Below are 15494 nucleotides of genomic sequence, written 5' to 3'. Positions count from 1 at the left end.
CCCTGCACGAATGCAGTACGTTCATGGCATGCCCCAGGCCGCCAAGTCCTCCCGTCCGAACGCCGCGCCCGACACCACGGAAAGCGCCGCCGGCAGCCGCGCCGCCGCGCAGCGCCTCAAGATGCGCCGTGAACTGGCGGCCGCGGCGATGGAACTCTTCTCGGCCAAGGGGTACGAGGCGACCACCGTCGACGAGATCGCCGCGCGGGCCGGAGTGGCCCGCAGGACCTTCTTCCGGCACTTCCGCTCCAAGGAAGAGGCGATCTTCCCGGATCACGACGACACGCTCGTACGCGCCGAGGCCGTCCTGAACGCGGCCCCGCCGCACGAGCACCCGCTGGACACCGTGTGCCGCGGGATCAAGGAAGTCATGCGGATGTACGCGGCGTCCCCCGGGGTGTCCGTGGCCCGCTACAAGCTCACCCGCGAGGTGCCCACTCTCCGCGAGGCCGAGATCGCCTCGGTGGCCCGCTACGAGCGGCTGTTCACGCGCTATCTGCTGGGCCACTTCGACGAGCACGACCACCACGACGGCAACGACGACCCGCTGCTCGCCGAGGTGGCCGCGTCCGCCGTGGTCACCGCGCACAACCATGTGCTGCGCCGCTGGCTGCGGGCGGGCGGCCAGGGCGACGTGGAGACCCAACTGGACCACGCCTTCGCGATCGTCCGGGACACCTTCGGCACGGGCATCGGCGCGGGCCGGACACGGCGCCCGGAGCCCGCGGCACCGCCTGCGGCGGTGAGCGGGGAGGGAGAGGTGCTGGTGGCGGTCGCACGTACGGACGCCCCGCTGGACGAGGTCATGCGCACGATCGAGCGGGCGCTGAAGGACCGCCGACAGGACTGAACACACAGAGGCAGAGCAGACGGCCGCCCCCTCGGGGGCGGCCGTTTTGCCTGTTCAGGCGGGCATTTGATCGATCATCGCTCATCTGTGACCCCCGGATTGCATCTGAGTGAAATTATTGGCACGCAGTGCCTTGCGCGCTGGCACGGGGTGTCATACGTTGATGTTGTCCGGGCGGCCGGCGTGCAGAGAACCTCCTCGTGCGCCGGCTGTCCCCGCAAGCCTCGGCTTGTGCGCCCGGACGCCTGCGTCACAGGCGACTTCTCGCGCCAACAAGCGCTGCCAGAGCACCACCCCGTCGGACCGACGGCACACCTCCACAGCAGCACCGACGTTCCCCTCGAGCGTTTTCCGCAACGCAACGCTTCCCCAAGCTCTCGGCTCGAGCAGGGGATGCCCCAAGCCGGAGGCAACCGTGAAGGAAATCCTGGACGCGATCCAGTCGCCGGACACCACGTCCGCCGACTTCGCCGCACTGTCCCTCCCCGAGTCCTACCGCGCGGTGACCGTGCACAAGGACGAGACGGAGATGTTCGCCGGCCTCTCCACCAAGGAGAAGGACCCGCGCAAGTCCCTCCACCTCGACGAGGTGCCGCTGCCCGAGCTCGGCCCCGGCGAGGCGCTGGTGGCCGTCATGGCCAGCTCGGTGAACTACAACTCCGTCTGGACCTCGATCTTCGAGCCGCTGCCGACCTTCGGCTTCCTGGAGCGCTACGGCAAGCTCTCCGAGCTCACCAAGCGACACGACCTGCCGTACCACATCATCGGCTCCGACCTCGCGGGCGTCGTGCTGCGCACCGGCCCCGGCGTCAACGCCTGGAAGCCCGGTGACGAGGTCGTCGCGCACTGCCTCTCGGTCGAGCTGGAGTCCTCCGACGGCCACAACGACACGATGCTCGACCCGGAGCAGCGCATCTGGGGCTTCGAGACCAACTTCGGCGGCCTGGCGCAGATAGCCCTGGTCAAGTCGAACCAGCTGATGCCCAAGCCGGACCACCTGAGCTGGGAGGAGGCAGCGGCACCTGGCCTTGTCAACTCCACCGCGTACCGGCAGCTCGTCTCCCGCAACGGCGCCGGAATGAAGCAGGGCGACAACGTCCTGATCTGGGGCGCCAGCGGCGGACTCGGTTCATACGCCACGCAGTTCGCGCTGGCCGGCGGCGCCACCCCCATCTGTGTCGTCTCCAGCGACCAGAAGGCGGACATCTGCCGCTCCATGGGCGCCGAGGCGATCATCGACCGCAATGCCGAGGGCTACAGGTTCTGGAAGGACGAGAACACCCAGGACCCCAAGGAGTGGAAGCGCTTCGGCAAGCGCATCCGCGAACTGACCGGCGGCGAGGACGTGGACATCGTCTTCGAGCACCCGGGCCGCGAGACCTTCGGCGCGAGCGTCTACGTCACCCGCAAGGGCGGCACGATCGTCACCTGCGCCTCGACATCCGGCTACAACCACGAGTACGACAACCGCTATCTGTGGATGTCGCTCAAGCGCATCATCGGCTCCCACTTCGCGAACTACCGCGAGGCCTGGGAGGCCAACCGGCTGGTCGCCAAGGGCAAGATCCACCCCACGCTCTCCAAGGTCTACTCCCTGGAGGACACCGGCCAGGCCGCGTACGACGTGCACCGCAACCTCCACCAGGGCAAGGTCGGCGTGCTGTGCCTGGCCCCCGAGGAGGGTCTGGGTGTGCGCGACCACGAGATGCGCGCCAAGCACATCGACGCCATCAGTCGCTTCAGGAACATCTGAGGCCGGCGATGACAGAGCGTCAGACGCAAAGGGAAAAGGACCGTCCGTGGCTCATGCGGACCTACGCCGGTCACTCGACCGCCGAAGCGTCCAACGAGCTGTACCGGCGCAACCTCGCCAAGGGGCAGACCGGACTGTCGGTCGCGTTCGACCTGCCGACGCAGACCGGCTACGACCCCGACCACATCCTCGCCCGCGGCGAGGTCGGCCGGGTCGGGGTCCCGGTCTCGCACCTCGGTGACATGCGGCGGCTGTTCCAGGACATCCCGCTGGAACAGATGAACACCTCGATGACCATCAACGCCACCGCCATGTGGCTGCTGGCGCTCTATCAGGTGGTCGCCGAGGAGCAGGGTGCCGACATCACCAAGCTCCAGGGCACCACGCAGAACGACATCGTCAAGGAGTACCTCTCCCGCGGGACGCACGTCTTCCCGCCGGGGCCGAGCCTGCGCCTGACGACGGACATGATCGCGTACACGGTCAACAACATCCCGAAGTGGAACCCGATCAACATCTGCAGCTACCACCTGCAGGAGGCGGGGGCCACCCCGGTCCAGGAGATCTCGTACGCGATGTCCACCGCGATCGCCGTGCTGGACGCGGTCCGCGACTCGGGACAGGTCCCCGCGGACCGCTTCGGCGAGGTCGTCGGCCGTATCTCCTTCTTCGTGAACGCGGGCGTCCGCTTCATCGAGGAGATGTGCAAGATGCGCGCCTTCGGCCGCATCTGGGGCAAGGTCACCCGCGAGCGCTACGGCATCGAGGACCCCAAGCAGCGCCGCTTCCGCTACGGCGTGCAGGTCAACTCGCTCGGCCTCACCGAGGCGCAGCCGGAGAACAACGTCCAGCGCATCGTGCTGGAGATGCTGGCGGTCACCCTCTCCAAGGACGCCCGCGCCCGCGCCGTGCAGCTCCCGGCCTGGAACGAGGCGCTGGGTCTGCCCCGCCCCTGGGACCAGCAGTGGTCGCTGCGCATCCAGCAGGTCCTCGCCCACGAGAGCGACCTGCTGGAGTACGAGGACATCTTCGCGGGCTCGCACGTGATCGAGGCCAAGGTGGACGCCCTGGTGGCGGAGTGCCTGGCCGAGATCGGGCGGATCGAGGAGATGGGCGGCGCGATGGCGGCCGTCGAGTCCGGCTACCTCAAGTCGCAGCTGGTCTCCTCGCACGCCGAGCGGCGGGCCCGGATCGAGGCCGGCGAGGAGAAGATCGTCGGCGTCAACTGCTTCGAGTCGACCGAGGAGAACCCGCTGACCGCGGACCTCGACACGGCGATCATGACGGTCGACCCGGCGGTCGAGGCGGGGGTCGTGGCGGCCGTGGGCAAGTGGCGCGCCGAGCGGCAGGAGTCCACGGACCGGCAGGGCAACGGCGACCCGTTCGTCTTCCCCACCGTCCTGCAGGCGCTGGAGCGGCTGAAGGAGGCCGCGGCCGGCGACGAGAACCTCATGGAGGCCACCCTGGAGTGCGCCCGCGCCGGTGTCACCACCGGCGAGTGGGCCGGGGCGCTGCGCGAGGTGTTCGGCGAGTACCGGGCCCCCACCGGTGTCGCCGGCGCCCCGGTCGCGGTCCCCGCCGAGGCGGGCACGCCGCTGGCCGTCGTACGGGAGAAGGTGGCCCGTACCGCCGAGGAGCTGGGCTCCGGCCGCCTGCGGCTGCTGGTCGGCAAGCCGGGCCTGGACGGGCACTCCAACGGTGCCGAGCAGATCGCCGTACGGGCCCGGGACGCGGGCTTCGAGGTGGTCTACCAGGGCATCAGGCTCACGCCCGAGCAGATCGTCTCGGCCGCCCTCGCCGAGGACGTGCACTGCGTGGGGCTGTCGATCCTCTCCGGCTCGCACACCGAACTGGTCCCGGACGTGCTGACGCGCCTGCGCGAATCGGGCGCGGCCGACATCCCGGTGATCGTGGGCGGGATCATCCCCAACGGCGACGCCGTGGATCTGAGGCGTGCGGGTGTCGCCGCCGTTTTCACCCCGAAGGACTTCGGTATCACCGAGATCATCGGCCGTATCGTCGACGAGATCCGGAAAGCGAACAAGCTCGACCCTCTGGAGGTCCCCGCATGACATCCCCCGTGAACCGTCTGCGTCCGCGCCGCTCCTGCCTCGCGGTCCCGGGTTCCAACCCGCGCTTCCTGGAGAAGGCCCAGGGACTGCCGGCCGACCAGGTCTTCCTGGACCTGGAGGACGCGTGCGCGCCGCTCGCCAAGGAGGGTGCCCGGCACACGATCGTGGACTTCCTGAACAACGGCGACTGGACGGGCAAGACCCGGGTCGTGCGGGTCAACGACTGGACCACCCACTGGACCTACCGCGATGTCGTCACCGTCGTCGAGGGTGCCGGCCAGAACCTCGACTGCATCATGCTGCCGAAGGTCCAGGACGCCCAGCAGATCGTGGCGCTGGACCTGCTGCTCACCCAGATCGAGAAGACCATGGGCTTCGAGGTCGGCAAGATCGGCATCGAGGCGCAGATCGAGAACGCCAAGGGCCTGGTGAACGTCGACGAGATCGCCGCCGCCTCGCCGCGCCTGGAGACCATCATCTTCGGCCCCGCCGACTTCATGGCCTCGATCAACATGAAGTCCCTGGTCGTGGGCATGCAGCCGCCCGGCTACCCGGCGGACGCCTACCACTACATCCTGATGCGCATCCTGATGGCGGCGCGTACGCACAACCTGCAGGCGATCGACGGCCCCTTCCTCCAGATCAAGAACGTGGAGGGCTACAAGGAGGTCGCCCAGCGTGCCGCCGCCCTGGGCTTCGACGGCAAGTGGGTGCTGCACCCCGGCCAGGTGGACGCGGCCAACGAGGTCTTCTCGCCCTCGCAGGAGGACTACGACCATGCGGAGCTGATCCTGGACGCGTACGAGTGGTACACGTCCGAGGCGGGCGGTAAGAAGGGCTCGGCGATGCTCGGCGACGAGATGATCGACGAGGCGAGCCGCAAGATGGCACTGGTCGTCGCGGGCAAGGGCCGGGCCGCCGGCATGACCCGTACGTCCAAGTTCGAGGCCCCGGAGGCGTAAGGCGATGCAGTTCGGACGCACCTACGAAGAGTTCGAGGTCGGGGCGGTCTACAAGCACTGGCCCGGGAAGACGGTCACCGAGTACGACGACCATCTCTTCTGTCTGCTCACCATGAACCATCACCCCCTCCACATGGACACGAACTATGCGGAGAAGACGACGGACTTCGGCAGGAACGTCGTCGTCGGCAACTACATCTACTCCCTGCTGCTCGGCATGTCCGTGCCGGACGTCTCCGGCAAGGCCATCGCCAACCTGGAGATCGAGTCGCTGCGGCACGTGGCGCCGACCTTCCACGGCGACACGATCTACGGCGAGACCACCGTCCTCGACAAGACCCCGTCGAAGTCCAAGAGCGACCGCGGCATCGTCCACGTCGAGACCAAGGGGTACAAGCAGGACGGCACCCTCGTCTGCGTCTTCCGGCGCAAGGTGATGGTCCCGACCGAGACGTACATCAAGGAGCGCGGCGGCGAGCAGCCCGGCCGCCCGCCCGTCTCCCAGCACCCTCAGTCGACGCCCCTGCGGGGCGCCGGCGCCGATTCCGAGTTGAAGCCGCAGGAGAAGCAGTCATGAGCCGACTCGCCCAGACCCACGGTCTGACCGATGTCCAGCAGGAGATTCTGGCCACCGTCCGGGAATTCGTCGACAAGGAGATCATTCCGGTAGCAACCGAGCTGGAGCACCGCGACGAGTACCCGCAGCAGATCGTCGACGGGCTCAAGGAGCTCGGCGTCTTCGGCCTGATGATTCCCGAGGAATACGGGGGTCTGGGCGAGTCCCTGCTCACCTACGCGCTGTGCGTGGAGGAGATAGCGCGCGGCTGGATGAGCGTGTCCGGGATCATCAACACGCACTTCATCGTCGCGTACATGCTCAAGCAGCACGGCACGCAGGAACAGAAGGACCACTTCCTGCCGAAGATGGCACTCGGCGAGGTGCGGGGCGCTTTCTCGATGTCGGAGCCGGGACTCGGCTCCGATGTGTCGGCCATCACGTCGAAGGCGGTCAAGGACGGCGACGAGTACGTCCTGAACGGCCAGAAGATGTGGCTGACCAATGGCGGCACCTCCACGCTCGTGGCCGTCCTGTGCCGGAGTGACGAAGGACACCCCGAGGGCACCGCCCCCCACAAGTCGATGACGACCTTCCTGGTCGAGAAGGAGCCTGGCTTCGGCGAGGTCCGGCCCGGACTGACCATCCCGGGCAAGATCGAGAAGATGGGCTACAAGGGCGTCGACACGACCGAGCTCATCATGGACGGACTGCGCGTTCCGGCCGATCGAGTGCTCGGCGGGGTCACGGGGCGAGGGTTTTACCAAATGATGGACGGGGTAGAGGTCGGCCGCGTCAATGTGGCCGCCCGTGGCTGCGGTGTCGCGCAGCGTGCCTTCGAGCTGGGTGTCTCTTATGCCCAGCAACGTCATACTTTTGGCAAGCCGATCGCTCAGCACCAGGCCATCCAGTTCAAGCTCGCCGAGATGGCCACCAAGGTCGAGGCCGCTCATGCCATGATGGTCAACGCGGCACGCAAAAAGGACTCCGGGGAACGAAACGACCTCGAAGCGGGGATGGCGAAGTACCTCGCCTCCGAATACTGCAAGGAAGTCGTCGAGGACGCCTTCCGGATCCACGGCGGCTACGGCTTCTCCAAGGAGTACGAGATCGAGCGTCTCTACCGCGAGGCTCCGATGCTGCTCATCGGTGAAGGTACCGCCGAGATCCAGAAAATGATCATTGGGCGTCGACTGCTCGAGGAGTACCGTTTCCAGGGGTAATTATCGCTTTTGTGTCGATTTGACCGCGAAGAAGATCACACCCAGTCATCGTCTTCCGGCCGTCGACTCGGCCTCTGGCTTGCCCAGTTGTTGCCCACAACCGATAGCATCGCCGGAAAGCCGCCGTCCCCCGTCACTGCGCGGCATCATCCGCTACGAAGGTCATCCATGCCCCACAGCCAAACCTCTGCACCTCGCGGCAGCGTCCGCCTCGCGCGCGGAGCATCGCCGTGGCTTCTGCCGACCGTCGCCACCGCAGCGCTCAGCCTGGCCCGTTCCCGCCGCTCCCGGCGGGCCGCAGCCCTCGCCGTGCCCACCACCGCACTCGCGGCAGGCATGCTGTGGTTCTTCCGCGACCCCGAGCGCGAGATCGCTCAGGGCCGGGTCATCTCGCCGGCCGACGGCGTGGTGCAGAGCATCATGCCGTGGAAGGACGGGCGCACCCGCGTCGCGATCTTCATGAGCCCGCTGAACGTCCACGTCAACCGCGCGCCGCTGGCCGGCACGGTGACGTCCGTCGAGCACATCCCCGGCGGCTTCGTTCCGGCGTTCAACAAGGAGAGCGAGAACAACGAGCGCGTCGTCTGGCACTTCGACACCGAGCTCGGCGACATCGAGATGGTGCAGATCGCCGGCGCGGTCGCACGGCGCATCGTGCCGTACATCCCGAAGGGCACCAAGGTGGAGCAGGGCGAGCGCATCGGCCTGATCCGCTTCGGTTCCCGTGTGGACATCTACCTGCCCGCCGGCGTCGAGGTCGCGGTCGAGGTCGGCCAGAAAACAGTCGCGGGGGTGACTCGAATTGACCGTGACTGATCATGAGACTCCGGCGGGCGGCTGGGCCCCGGAGGCCGAGGCGGACGCGGAGGACGACACCGAGGACATGCCGCTGTCCCTGCGGCTGTCGATAGCGGACACCCTCACGCTCGGCAACGCCACGTGCGGGTTCATGGCGGTGTACTTCACCACCACCGGCATCCTCATCCCGCACCTCACCGGCAGCGACGAGAGCGGCATGGCGCGGCACTCCGCCGCGACCGCCGTGATCCTGATGCTGTGCGCGGCCGTCTTCGACCTGTTCGACGGGCTCGTCGCGCGCAAACTGCGCAGCTCGCCGATGGGCGCGGAGCTGGACAACCTCTCCGACCTGATCAGCTTCGGACTCGCCCCGGCGTACTTCGTGCTGGTCTACGGCATGGTCGCGGACGACGCGCACCAGCGCGTCTCCGCGCTGGCGGCGATCGTCGTCCTGTTGGCAGTCGTCCTCAGACTCGCCCGCTTCTCGTGCGTGACGATGAAGGACGGCATGTTCCAGGGCATGCCCAGCCCCTTCGGCGCGCTCACGGTCGTCTCGATCGTGCTGCTGGGGCTCCCCTTCGTGCCCACGTTCATCGCGATCATCGGGGTGGCCTGGCTGATGGTGAGCCGGGTCGAGTACCCGAAGCCGCGCGGAGTCCTCGCGGTGGCGATGCTCAGCTGGATCGTCTCCGCGATGGCCATGCTGGCGGCCTGGGCGTTCGACGCCCCCGGCGGTCAGATGCTGCTGCGCACGGGCTGCGCCCTGCAGATCGTGCTGGCCGCGACGATTCCGCTCTTCGCGACGGCCCGTCGCGTGAACACGTTCCGCGACAACCGCCGCGAGGCGCGTGCGGCGCAGCTGCCGTAACGGTACGCATGTGAAGGGGCCCGGACCTGACGGTCCGGGCCCCTTCGCGTACCCGCGGAACGCCCTTGGGGCGTTGTGCCCTGGGGGACCCCCAGAGGTGCCCCAGGGCGGGCTGGTGGGAGGTGCTGCCGGTTGCCGGGTGCGCCGGGGGTGCTGCCGGGTGCCGCTCCCGTTGCCGGGTGTGCCGGGGGTGCTGCCGGTTGCCGGGTGCCGCTCCGGGGGTACTGTCCGGGCCGGGCATGATTTACGCCGCGCGATCTCGAAGTCCGTGAAGTCGACCGGCACGTTCGCGCGCCACAAATCACGTTTTACGGCCTGGACAGCACCCCCTGCACGGCTCCCTTCCACTGCTGCCCGGGTGGTGGGCAGTCGCTCCTCCCCCAGCTACCGCTGGGGTGCCCCCAACCCGAGCGGAGCGAGATGGGGGTCCCCCGGACGAAGTCTGGGGAAGGGTGGGCACAACCGGGCCACCGGGCCGCACCCGGACGAGCGATTGAGGACGGACACACCGGCCGCCTGGTCGGAGTGCGTTCCGACCCGTGGGACCCGCGCCGCGTACTCACGTGGGCGTCCGGTGCCGACGATCAGTCCGCACCTGGGCCGGGCCGGCGCCGCCCAGGGACCCGTGGGGCGGGGCCCTGGGCAGGGGCGCGGTCAGCTCAGGAAGTCCCGGGCGATGGTTTCCGCGACGCGCTCCAGCAGGGGGCCCGCCTCGGCGATGCAGCGCGCCCTGTCCGGCTCCAGCTCGGTGAGCGGGTAGGCGCGGCGGATGCCCGCGTGGCCGAGGGCCTCCGGGGGCAGCGCGAGGCGGCCGCACACCGCGACGACCTCGATGTCCGCGGCGCGCGCGGCCGCGGCGACTCCTGCCGGGGCCTTGCCGTGCAGGGTCTGCTCGTCCAGCGAGCCCTCACCGGTGATGACGAGGGTGGCCCGGGACAGGGCCTCGTTGAAGCCCAGGATCTCGAGCATCAGCTCGATGCCGGGGCGGAAGCTCGCGCCGAGGCCGACCAGCGCGCCGTAGCCGATGCCGCCCGCGCCGCCGGCGCCCGGGGCGACAGCGTACTCGGCGGCCTTCGGGCCGATGGCCTTCTCCAGGACCTCGGCGTAGTGCGCGAGCGCCGCGTCCAGGGTCGCCACGTCCTCCGGCGAGGCGCCCTTCTGCGGCCCGAAGACGGCCGGCGCGCCTTTGGGGCCGGTGAGCGGGTTGTCCACGTCACTGGCGAGCGTGACGGACACCTCGGCGAGGCGCGGGTCCAGCCCGGACAGGTCGGCGGTGGCGAGGTCGCGCAGGCCCTCTCCGCCGGGGCCGACCGGCTTGCCGTCCGCGTCGAGGAACTTCGCCCCGAGCGCGGCCAGCATGCCCGCGCCGCCGTCGGTCGTGGCGCTGCCGCCGACACCGAAGACGATGGTGCGGGCACCCGCGTCGAGCGCGGCGTGCAGCAGCTCGCCGACGCCGTACGTGGTGGCGGTGAGCGGCGCGAAGACGCCCGCGGGCAGGTGCTGAAGGCCGGAGGCCTCCGCCATCTCGACCACCGCGGTGGTGCCGCGCAGCGCGAACGCCGCCGTCAGCTGCTCGCCGAGGGGCCCGGTGACCCGTACCTCCCGGCGTTCGAAACCGGCGGCCACCGCCGCCGCGACCGTTCCGTCGCCGCCGTCGGCCACCGGCAGGGTCTCGACCTCCAGGCCGGGTACGACGCGCCGCAGCCCCGCCGTCACCCGCTCCGCGACCTGCACGGCCGTGAGCGAGCCCTTGAACTTGTCCGCCGCGACGAGTACGTGCGCGGCGGTCACTGCTCCGTCCGTCACCTTGCCATCCCTTGCTGTCCGAACAGGCAGTCGCGCCGCCCCGACCCTATCCGGCCCACCCGCCCCCTGCCCAGGGTGAATCTCCCGAGGCGGCCCCCCGGCAGGTGCCCGGGCCGGCGACGCGCATGAACCCCGGTGCCGCGGGCTAGCCTTCCCGGGTGACCACCGACTACGCCACCTACATCGCCGGCCTGCCCCGGGTGCTCGCCGGTGCCGCCGCGCTCTTCCGGGACGCCGAGGGGCGGGTCCTGCTCGTGGAGCCCAATTACCGTGAGGGCTGGGCACTGCCGGGCGGCACCGTGGAGTCCGACCACGGCGAGACCCCCCGCCAGGCCGCCCGCCGCGAGACCGCGGAGGAGATCGGGCTCGATGTGGAGCTCGGGGCGCTTCTCGCGGTCGACTGGGTGCCGGGGGCGCAGCGCCCGCCGATCGTGGCCTATGTGTACGACGGCGGAGTGCTCTCCGAGGAGCAGCTCCAGGCCATCCGGCTCCAGGAGGAGGAGCTGGTGTCCTGGCGGCTGGTGCCCCGTGAGGAGATCACCGGCCATCTTCTCGGCGAGCTCGGTCTGCGCGCCATGGCCGCTCTGGACGCCCTGGCGGACGGCACCGGCCCGGTGGAGCTGGAGAACGGCCGCCCGGCGCGCTGACCCGCACCTTGGGCCCGGGGGCTGCTCGGCCGGCCCGAGTGGTACGCGGCGGGCCTCAGCCCTGGGTGTCCTGCGGCTTGGGCTCCGGTGCGCGCAGCGTGTCCTCGCGGGCCGCTGTGCGGACCTCCGTGCGGTGGCCTCGCGCGATGTCGTCGCAGACCACGAGTTCCACGGCGTCCTGGGGGCTCCCCACGCCCGCCGGCACCATGACTTCCACGACGAGTGCGGCATCGAGACCGACGGTCACCTTGGCCATGGTTGCGGAGTCCAGTGCTGGTGCTTATCCGCTCGCGCCTGTCGGGAGCCGGTGCGTACGCTCGCGGCATGGCCAAACGACCTCTCGTCGCGATCCTGAGCGGCGCCGGTATCTCCACCGACTCCGGAATCCCCGATTACCGCGGGCCGAACGGTCTGTGGCGGCGCGATCCCGAGGCCGAGAAGCTGGTCACGTACGACTACTACATGTCCGATCCGCAGATCCGGCGCCGATCCTGGCAGATGCGGCGCGACAGCGCGGCCCTGCACGCCGAGCCGAATGCGGCGCACCGCGCGGTCGCCGAGCTGGAGCGCACCGGGATCCCCGTGCGGGTGATCACCCAGAACGTGGACGGGCTGCACCAGATCGCGGGCATGCCGGCCCGTAAGGTCCTCGAACTCCACGGCACGGCACGCGCGGTGGTGTGCACGGGCTGCGGCGCCCGCTCCTCGATGGACGAGGCGCTGGAGCGGGTCGCGGCGGGCGAGGCGGACCCGCCGTGCCGGGACTGCGGGGGCATCCTGAAGTCCGCGACGGTGATGTTCGGGCAGCCGCTCGACACGGAGGTGCTGGGCCAGGCGATGGCGATCGCCAAGGCCTGCCAGATCTTCATCGCGGTCGGCAGCAGCCTCCAGGTGCAGCCCGCCGCCTCGCTCGCCGGGATCGCGGCGGAGCACGGGGCGCGGCTCGTGATCGTCAACGCCGAGCCGACCCCGTACGACGACCAGGCGGACGAAGTGATCCGCGAGCCGATCGGCACGGCGCTGCCCGCGCTGCTGAGGCAGCTGGCCACTTAGAAGAGCGTGCCGTCGTCGGCCTCCGTTCCGCTTTCGAAGGCCAGCAGCCGCTGCTTGCGGTCGAGGCCGCCGCCGTAGCCGGTGAGGCTGCCCGAGGAGCCGATGACACGGTGGCACGGCACGACGATGCTGACCGGGTTCTTGCCATTGGCGAGGCCCACCGCGCGGGAGGCTCCGGGCTTGCCGAGCGCTTCGGCGAGTTCGCCGTAGGAACGGGTCTCGCCGTACGGGATCAGCAGAAGTTGGTCCCAGACGCTGCGCTGGAACGGCGTGCCGTGGAGATGCAATGGCAGGTCGAATTCCGTCAACTCCCGTGCGAAATAGGCCTCGAGCTGTCGGATCACCTCGATGAAGGGCCTGGGGTCCGGTTCACCGAAGGTCTCTTCCGGCGGACGGTGACGATGCTGGGTCATGTAGAGACCGGAGAGCTTCCCGTCGGTGGCGACGAGGGTCAGCGGCCCGTACGGGCTGTCGGCGACCGTGTGACGTTTGGTGGACATGATGAACTTCCCTACTCCGGAAGGCTGTTGATGGGGTGATCATCGGTCGCCCAAAGGTACTGGACGGCGTACGCCCGCCAGGGCCGCCAGTGTGCGGCGCGCGCGGTCAGGGCGGCGGGTGTCGACGGCAGCCCCAGACCGCCCGCCGCGCGCCGCATGCCGAGATCGGTCGGCAGGAAGGCATCCGGGTCGCCGAGGGCGCGCATCGCGATCACCTCGACCGTCCAGGGGCCGAAGCCGGGCAGTGCGCCGAGCTGCACGCGGGCCCGCTCCCAGTCGCTGTCGAAGCCGAGGCCGATCGTGCCGTCGGCCAGTGCGGAGACCAGGGTGGTCAGGGTGGTGCGACGGCTGCGCGGGAGGGCCAGGGTGTCGGGATCCAGCGCGGCCAGCGCCTCCGGAGACGGGAAGAGGTGGGTCAGGCCGCCCTCACGGTCCCCGACCGGCACGCCGTGCGCCGCGACCAGCCGGCCGGCGTGCGTGCGGGCGGCGGCGGTGGAGACCTGCTGGCCGAGCACGGCACGTACCGCGAACTCGGCGGCGTCGACGGTACGGGGCACCCTCCGGCCCGGCGCCTTGCGGATCAGCGGGGCCAGCAGCGGGTCGGCGGACAGCTGCTCGTCGACGGCGGCGGGGTCGGCGTCCAGGTCCAGCAGCCAGCGGCAGCGGCTGATCGCGACGGCCAGATCACGCGGATCGGTGAGCGAGAGCCGGCAGCCGATGTGGTCGGGCTGCGGGGTGAGTTCCGCGATTCCGTGTCCGTACGGGAGGCGCAGAGTGCGCCGGTACGCCCCGCCGCGCCACTCCTCCACGCCGGGGACGGCGGTCGCGGCGAGGTGTCCGAAGAGGTTGTCGGGGTTGAGCGGCGCGCGGTACGGCAGCCGGAGCGAGATCGCCCCTGGGGTCTGCCGTCCGGGGCCGCGCGCGGCCCGGGTGCGCAGCTCGCTCGGGGAGAGCGCGAAGACCTCGCGGACGGTGTCGTTGAAGGTGCGGATGGAGGAGAATCCGGCCGCGAAGGCGATCTCGGTCATGGGGATCGCGGTCGTCTCGATGAGGAGCCGGGCGGTCTGGGCCCGCTGGGCGCGGGCCAGGGCGAGCGGACCGGCACCGAGCTCGGCGAGCAGCTGCCGCTCGATCTGCCGGGTGGAGTAGCCGAGCCGGGCAGCGAGGCCGGGCACACCCTCGCGGTCCACGACCCCGTCCCGGATCAGCCGCATCGCGCGGGCGACGGTGTCGGCGCGGGCGTTCCACTCCGGGGAGCCGGGGCTGGTGTCGGGCCGGCAGCGCTTGCACGCCCGGAATCCGGCCTGCTGGCAGGCGGCCGCGCTGGGCAGGAAGGTCATGTTCTCGGCCTTGGGCGGCACCGCCGGGCAGCTGGGGCGGCAGTAGATCCGGGTGGTCAGCACGGCCGTGAAGAACCAGCCGTCGAAGCGGGCGTCCTTCGACTGGACGGCGCGTACACAGCGCTCGGTGTCGGTGTGCATGATTCGAGCATGCGGCACCGTGCGGGCGTCGGGCTGGCGGGAATGCGACATCAGCGTGCGACTGCCAGGGCCGGAGCGGATTACGGGGTGTCGTCCGCCGGCGGACAGCCCCCGGCGGACGACCCCTGGGAACTGCCGCTAGAGTGCCATGTCTGTTCGATTTCCAGATGGCCAAGGGGTGGGCTTTGAGCGCTCAATTGAGGGAAAAAGCAAGCGAGTTGGCTGATTCGCTGTGGCGCGAGCACAGCGTGTACCGGGACCGGTCCGGAGGCGTGGTCATCCGGGGTGAGCACGTGCAGCGCTGGATCAGCCTCGCCCCCGCGGGCAGCCGGGACGAGGTGCTGGTCCGGGCCGGCCGCATCCTCGACGGCGGCACCACCGCGCCGGCGCGATCGGAGGCGATCGTGCCGCTGTCCGCCGGTACGGCCGAGCTCGCCGCGACCTGTCGGCGACTGCTCGCCGAGGCCGCCGCCGACGCCGTACCGGCCGGGCCGCGACCGGCGCGCCCCGAGGCCCGCAAGCGCACTGCCCGTCCCGGGCGCCGCGGGAGGCACACGAGCTTCGCCTCCCTGGTGATCATTGCGTGCGTGGCCGGCGTGATCGCGCTCTACGCCTACGACATCGGGCTGATCGGCAGATAGCGGGAGGCCGGCGGACACCGCCTCCCCGACGTGTGGCACCTCGCCCGAAGCGCCACCTCACGATGCCGCTTATCGGGGACTCAGGCCGAATGGGTCCGTCACAACCGTGTGCCGTCAACGGACCTGCCGGGCGAACGCTTCGTACGCCGGCTCGTCGAAGAGGACGAACCGGACCTCCTCCACGGCCGTCTCCGTGTCCCGCACCGTCTGCACCGCGATCCGGGCGCCGGGGTTCGTTCACCACCCTCGCGCTGCGATCTGCGCCCCGTCCGCGGAGCCCCCTC

General features: G+C 70.1%; 15 protein-coding genes and 1 pseudogene. 11 read left to right on the top strand and 5 right to left on the bottom strand.

The genetic code is table 11. The features are described from left to right. Window positions 1-28 precede the first annotated feature (28 nt). The 8 genes from ABD858_RS27140 to pssA all read left to right on the top strand — a co-directional run bounded on the left by ABD858_RS27140 (window position 29) and on the right by pssA (window position 9082). Entirely contained in the window at window positions 29-850 is an 822-nt protein-coding gene (locus tag ABD858_RS27140; protein ID WP_345042261.1) for a TetR family transcriptional regulator, read from the top strand. A gap of 415 nt (window positions 851-1265) precedes the next feature. Beyond that, on the top strand, window positions 1266-2603 hold the full coding sequence (gene ccrA / locus ABD858_RS27135; RefSeq protein ID WP_345042260.1) for a crotonyl-CoA carboxylase/reductase: 1338 nt from the start codon (window positions 1266-1268) through the stop codon (window positions 2601-2603). An 8-nt stretch (window positions 2604-2611) separates the two neighbouring features. After that, window positions 2612-4675, top strand: a complete 2064-nt coding sequence (locus ABD858_RS27130) for a protein meaA (protein ID WP_345042259.1) — start codon at window positions 2612-2614, stop codon at window positions 4673-4675. Next, the gene (locus ABD858_RS27125) at window positions 4672-5637 is read left to right on the top strand and encodes an HpcH/HpaI aldolase/citrate lyase family protein (protein WP_345042257.1); all 966 of its coding nucleotides are present in this window, start codon (window positions 4672-4674) and stop codon (window positions 5635-5637) included. Before ABD858_RS27130 ends, ABD858_RS27125 begins: the two co-directional genes overlap by 4 nt. A gap of 4 nt (window positions 5638-5641) precedes the next feature. Beyond that, window positions 5642-6214, top strand: coding sequence for a MaoC family dehydratase (locus ABD858_RS27120; protein ID WP_345042255.1), 573 nt, complete (start codon window positions 5642-5644; stop codon window positions 6212-6214). Next, a complete protein-coding gene (locus ABD858_RS27115) occupies window positions 6211-7416 on the top strand; it encodes an acyl-CoA dehydrogenase family protein (protein WP_345042252.1) in 1206 nt (401 codons plus the stop codon). Before ABD858_RS27120 ends, ABD858_RS27115 begins: the two co-directional genes overlap by 4 nt. A 168-nt stretch (window positions 7417-7584) precedes the next feature. After that, window positions 7585-8232, top strand: coding sequence for a phosphatidylserine decarboxylase (locus ABD858_RS27110; protein ID WP_345042250.1), 648 nt, complete (start codon window positions 7585-7587; stop codon window positions 8230-8232). Between the two features lie 67 nt (window positions 8233-8299). Beyond that, window positions 8300-9082: a CDP-diacylglycerol--serine O-phosphatidyltransferase gene (gene pssA, locus ABD858_RS27105; RefSeq protein ID WP_345044922.1), complete on the top strand. Its 783-nt coding sequence runs from the start codon at window positions 8300-8302 to the stop codon at window positions 9080-9082. Between the two features lie 654 nt (window positions 9083-9736). Here the strand turns inward: pssA and ABD858_RS27100 are convergent. Further along, the gene (locus ABD858_RS27100; protein ID WP_345042248.1) at window positions 9737-10888 is read right to left on the bottom strand and encodes a glycerate kinase; all 1152 of its coding nucleotides are present in this window, start codon (window positions 10886-10888) and stop codon (window positions 9737-9739) included. 158 nt (window positions 10889-11046) lie between these two features. Here ABD858_RS27100 and ABD858_RS27095 point away from each other — a divergent pair, with 158 nt between their 5' ends. Then, window positions 11047-11535: an NUDIX domain-containing protein gene (locus tag ABD858_RS27095; protein ID WP_345042246.1), complete on the top strand. Its 489-nt coding sequence runs from the start codon at window positions 11047-11049 to the stop codon at window positions 11533-11535. A 55-nt stretch (window positions 11536-11590) separates the two neighbouring features. Here the strand turns inward: ABD858_RS27095 and ABD858_RS27090 are convergent, their stop codons facing one another. Then, complete coding sequence (locus ABD858_RS27090) at window positions 11591-11791, bottom strand: DUF2191 domain-containing protein (protein WP_345042244.1); 201 nt, start codon at window positions 11789-11791, stop codon at window positions 11591-11593. Window positions 11792-11859: 68 nt separating this feature from the next. On the opposite strand from ABD858_RS27090, the gene ABD858_RS27085 reads away from it, so the two are divergent. Then, window positions 11860-12588: an SIR2 family NAD-dependent protein deacylase gene (locus ABD858_RS27085; protein WP_345042242.1), complete on the top strand. Its 729-nt coding sequence runs from the start codon at window positions 11860-11862 to the stop codon at window positions 12586-12588. Here ABD858_RS27085 and ABD858_RS27080 read toward each other — a convergent pair. Continuing rightward, window positions 12585-13088 carry a methylated-DNA--[protein]-cysteine S-methyltransferase gene (locus ABD858_RS27080; protein ID WP_345042240.1) on the bottom strand — a complete coding sequence of 168 codons (504 nt, stop codon included), beginning with the start codon at window positions 13086-13088 and terminating at the stop codon, window positions 12585-12587. The two genes, ABD858_RS27085 and ABD858_RS27080, sit on opposite strands and share 4 nt — an antisense overlap. 11 nt (window positions 13089-13099) lie before the next feature. Further along, window positions 13100-14569 carry an AlkA N-terminal domain-containing protein gene (locus tag ABD858_RS27075; RefSeq protein WP_345042237.1) on the bottom strand — a complete coding sequence of 490 codons (1470 nt, stop codon included), beginning with the start codon at window positions 14567-14569 and terminating at the stop codon, window positions 13100-13102. A gap of 218 nt (window positions 14570-14787) precedes the next feature. Between ABD858_RS27075 and ABD858_RS27070 the strand changes: the two genes are divergently transcribed. Continuing rightward, window positions 14788-15210 (top strand): hypothetical protein, encoded by a 423-nt coding sequence (locus ABD858_RS27070; protein ID WP_425586259.1) that lies wholly within the window; start codon window positions 14788-14790, stop codon window positions 15208-15210. Window positions 15211-15324: 114 nt separating this feature from the next. On the opposite strand, the pseudogene ABD858_RS27065 reads toward ABD858_RS27070, so the two are convergent. Further along, a pseudogene (locus ABD858_RS27065) lies at window positions 15325-15435 on the bottom strand (O-acetyl-ADP-ribose deacetylase); the annotation flags it as partial. Window positions 15436-15494 lie beyond the last annotated feature (59 nt).

This window comes from Streptomyces sannanensis, assembly GCF_039536205.1.
In the GTDB taxonomy this organism is placed as follows: Bacteria; Actinomycetota; Actinomycetes; order Streptomycetales; family Streptomycetaceae; genus Streptomyces; species Streptomyces sannanensis.
This window is presented reverse-complemented; position numbering and strand designations above follow the sequence as displayed.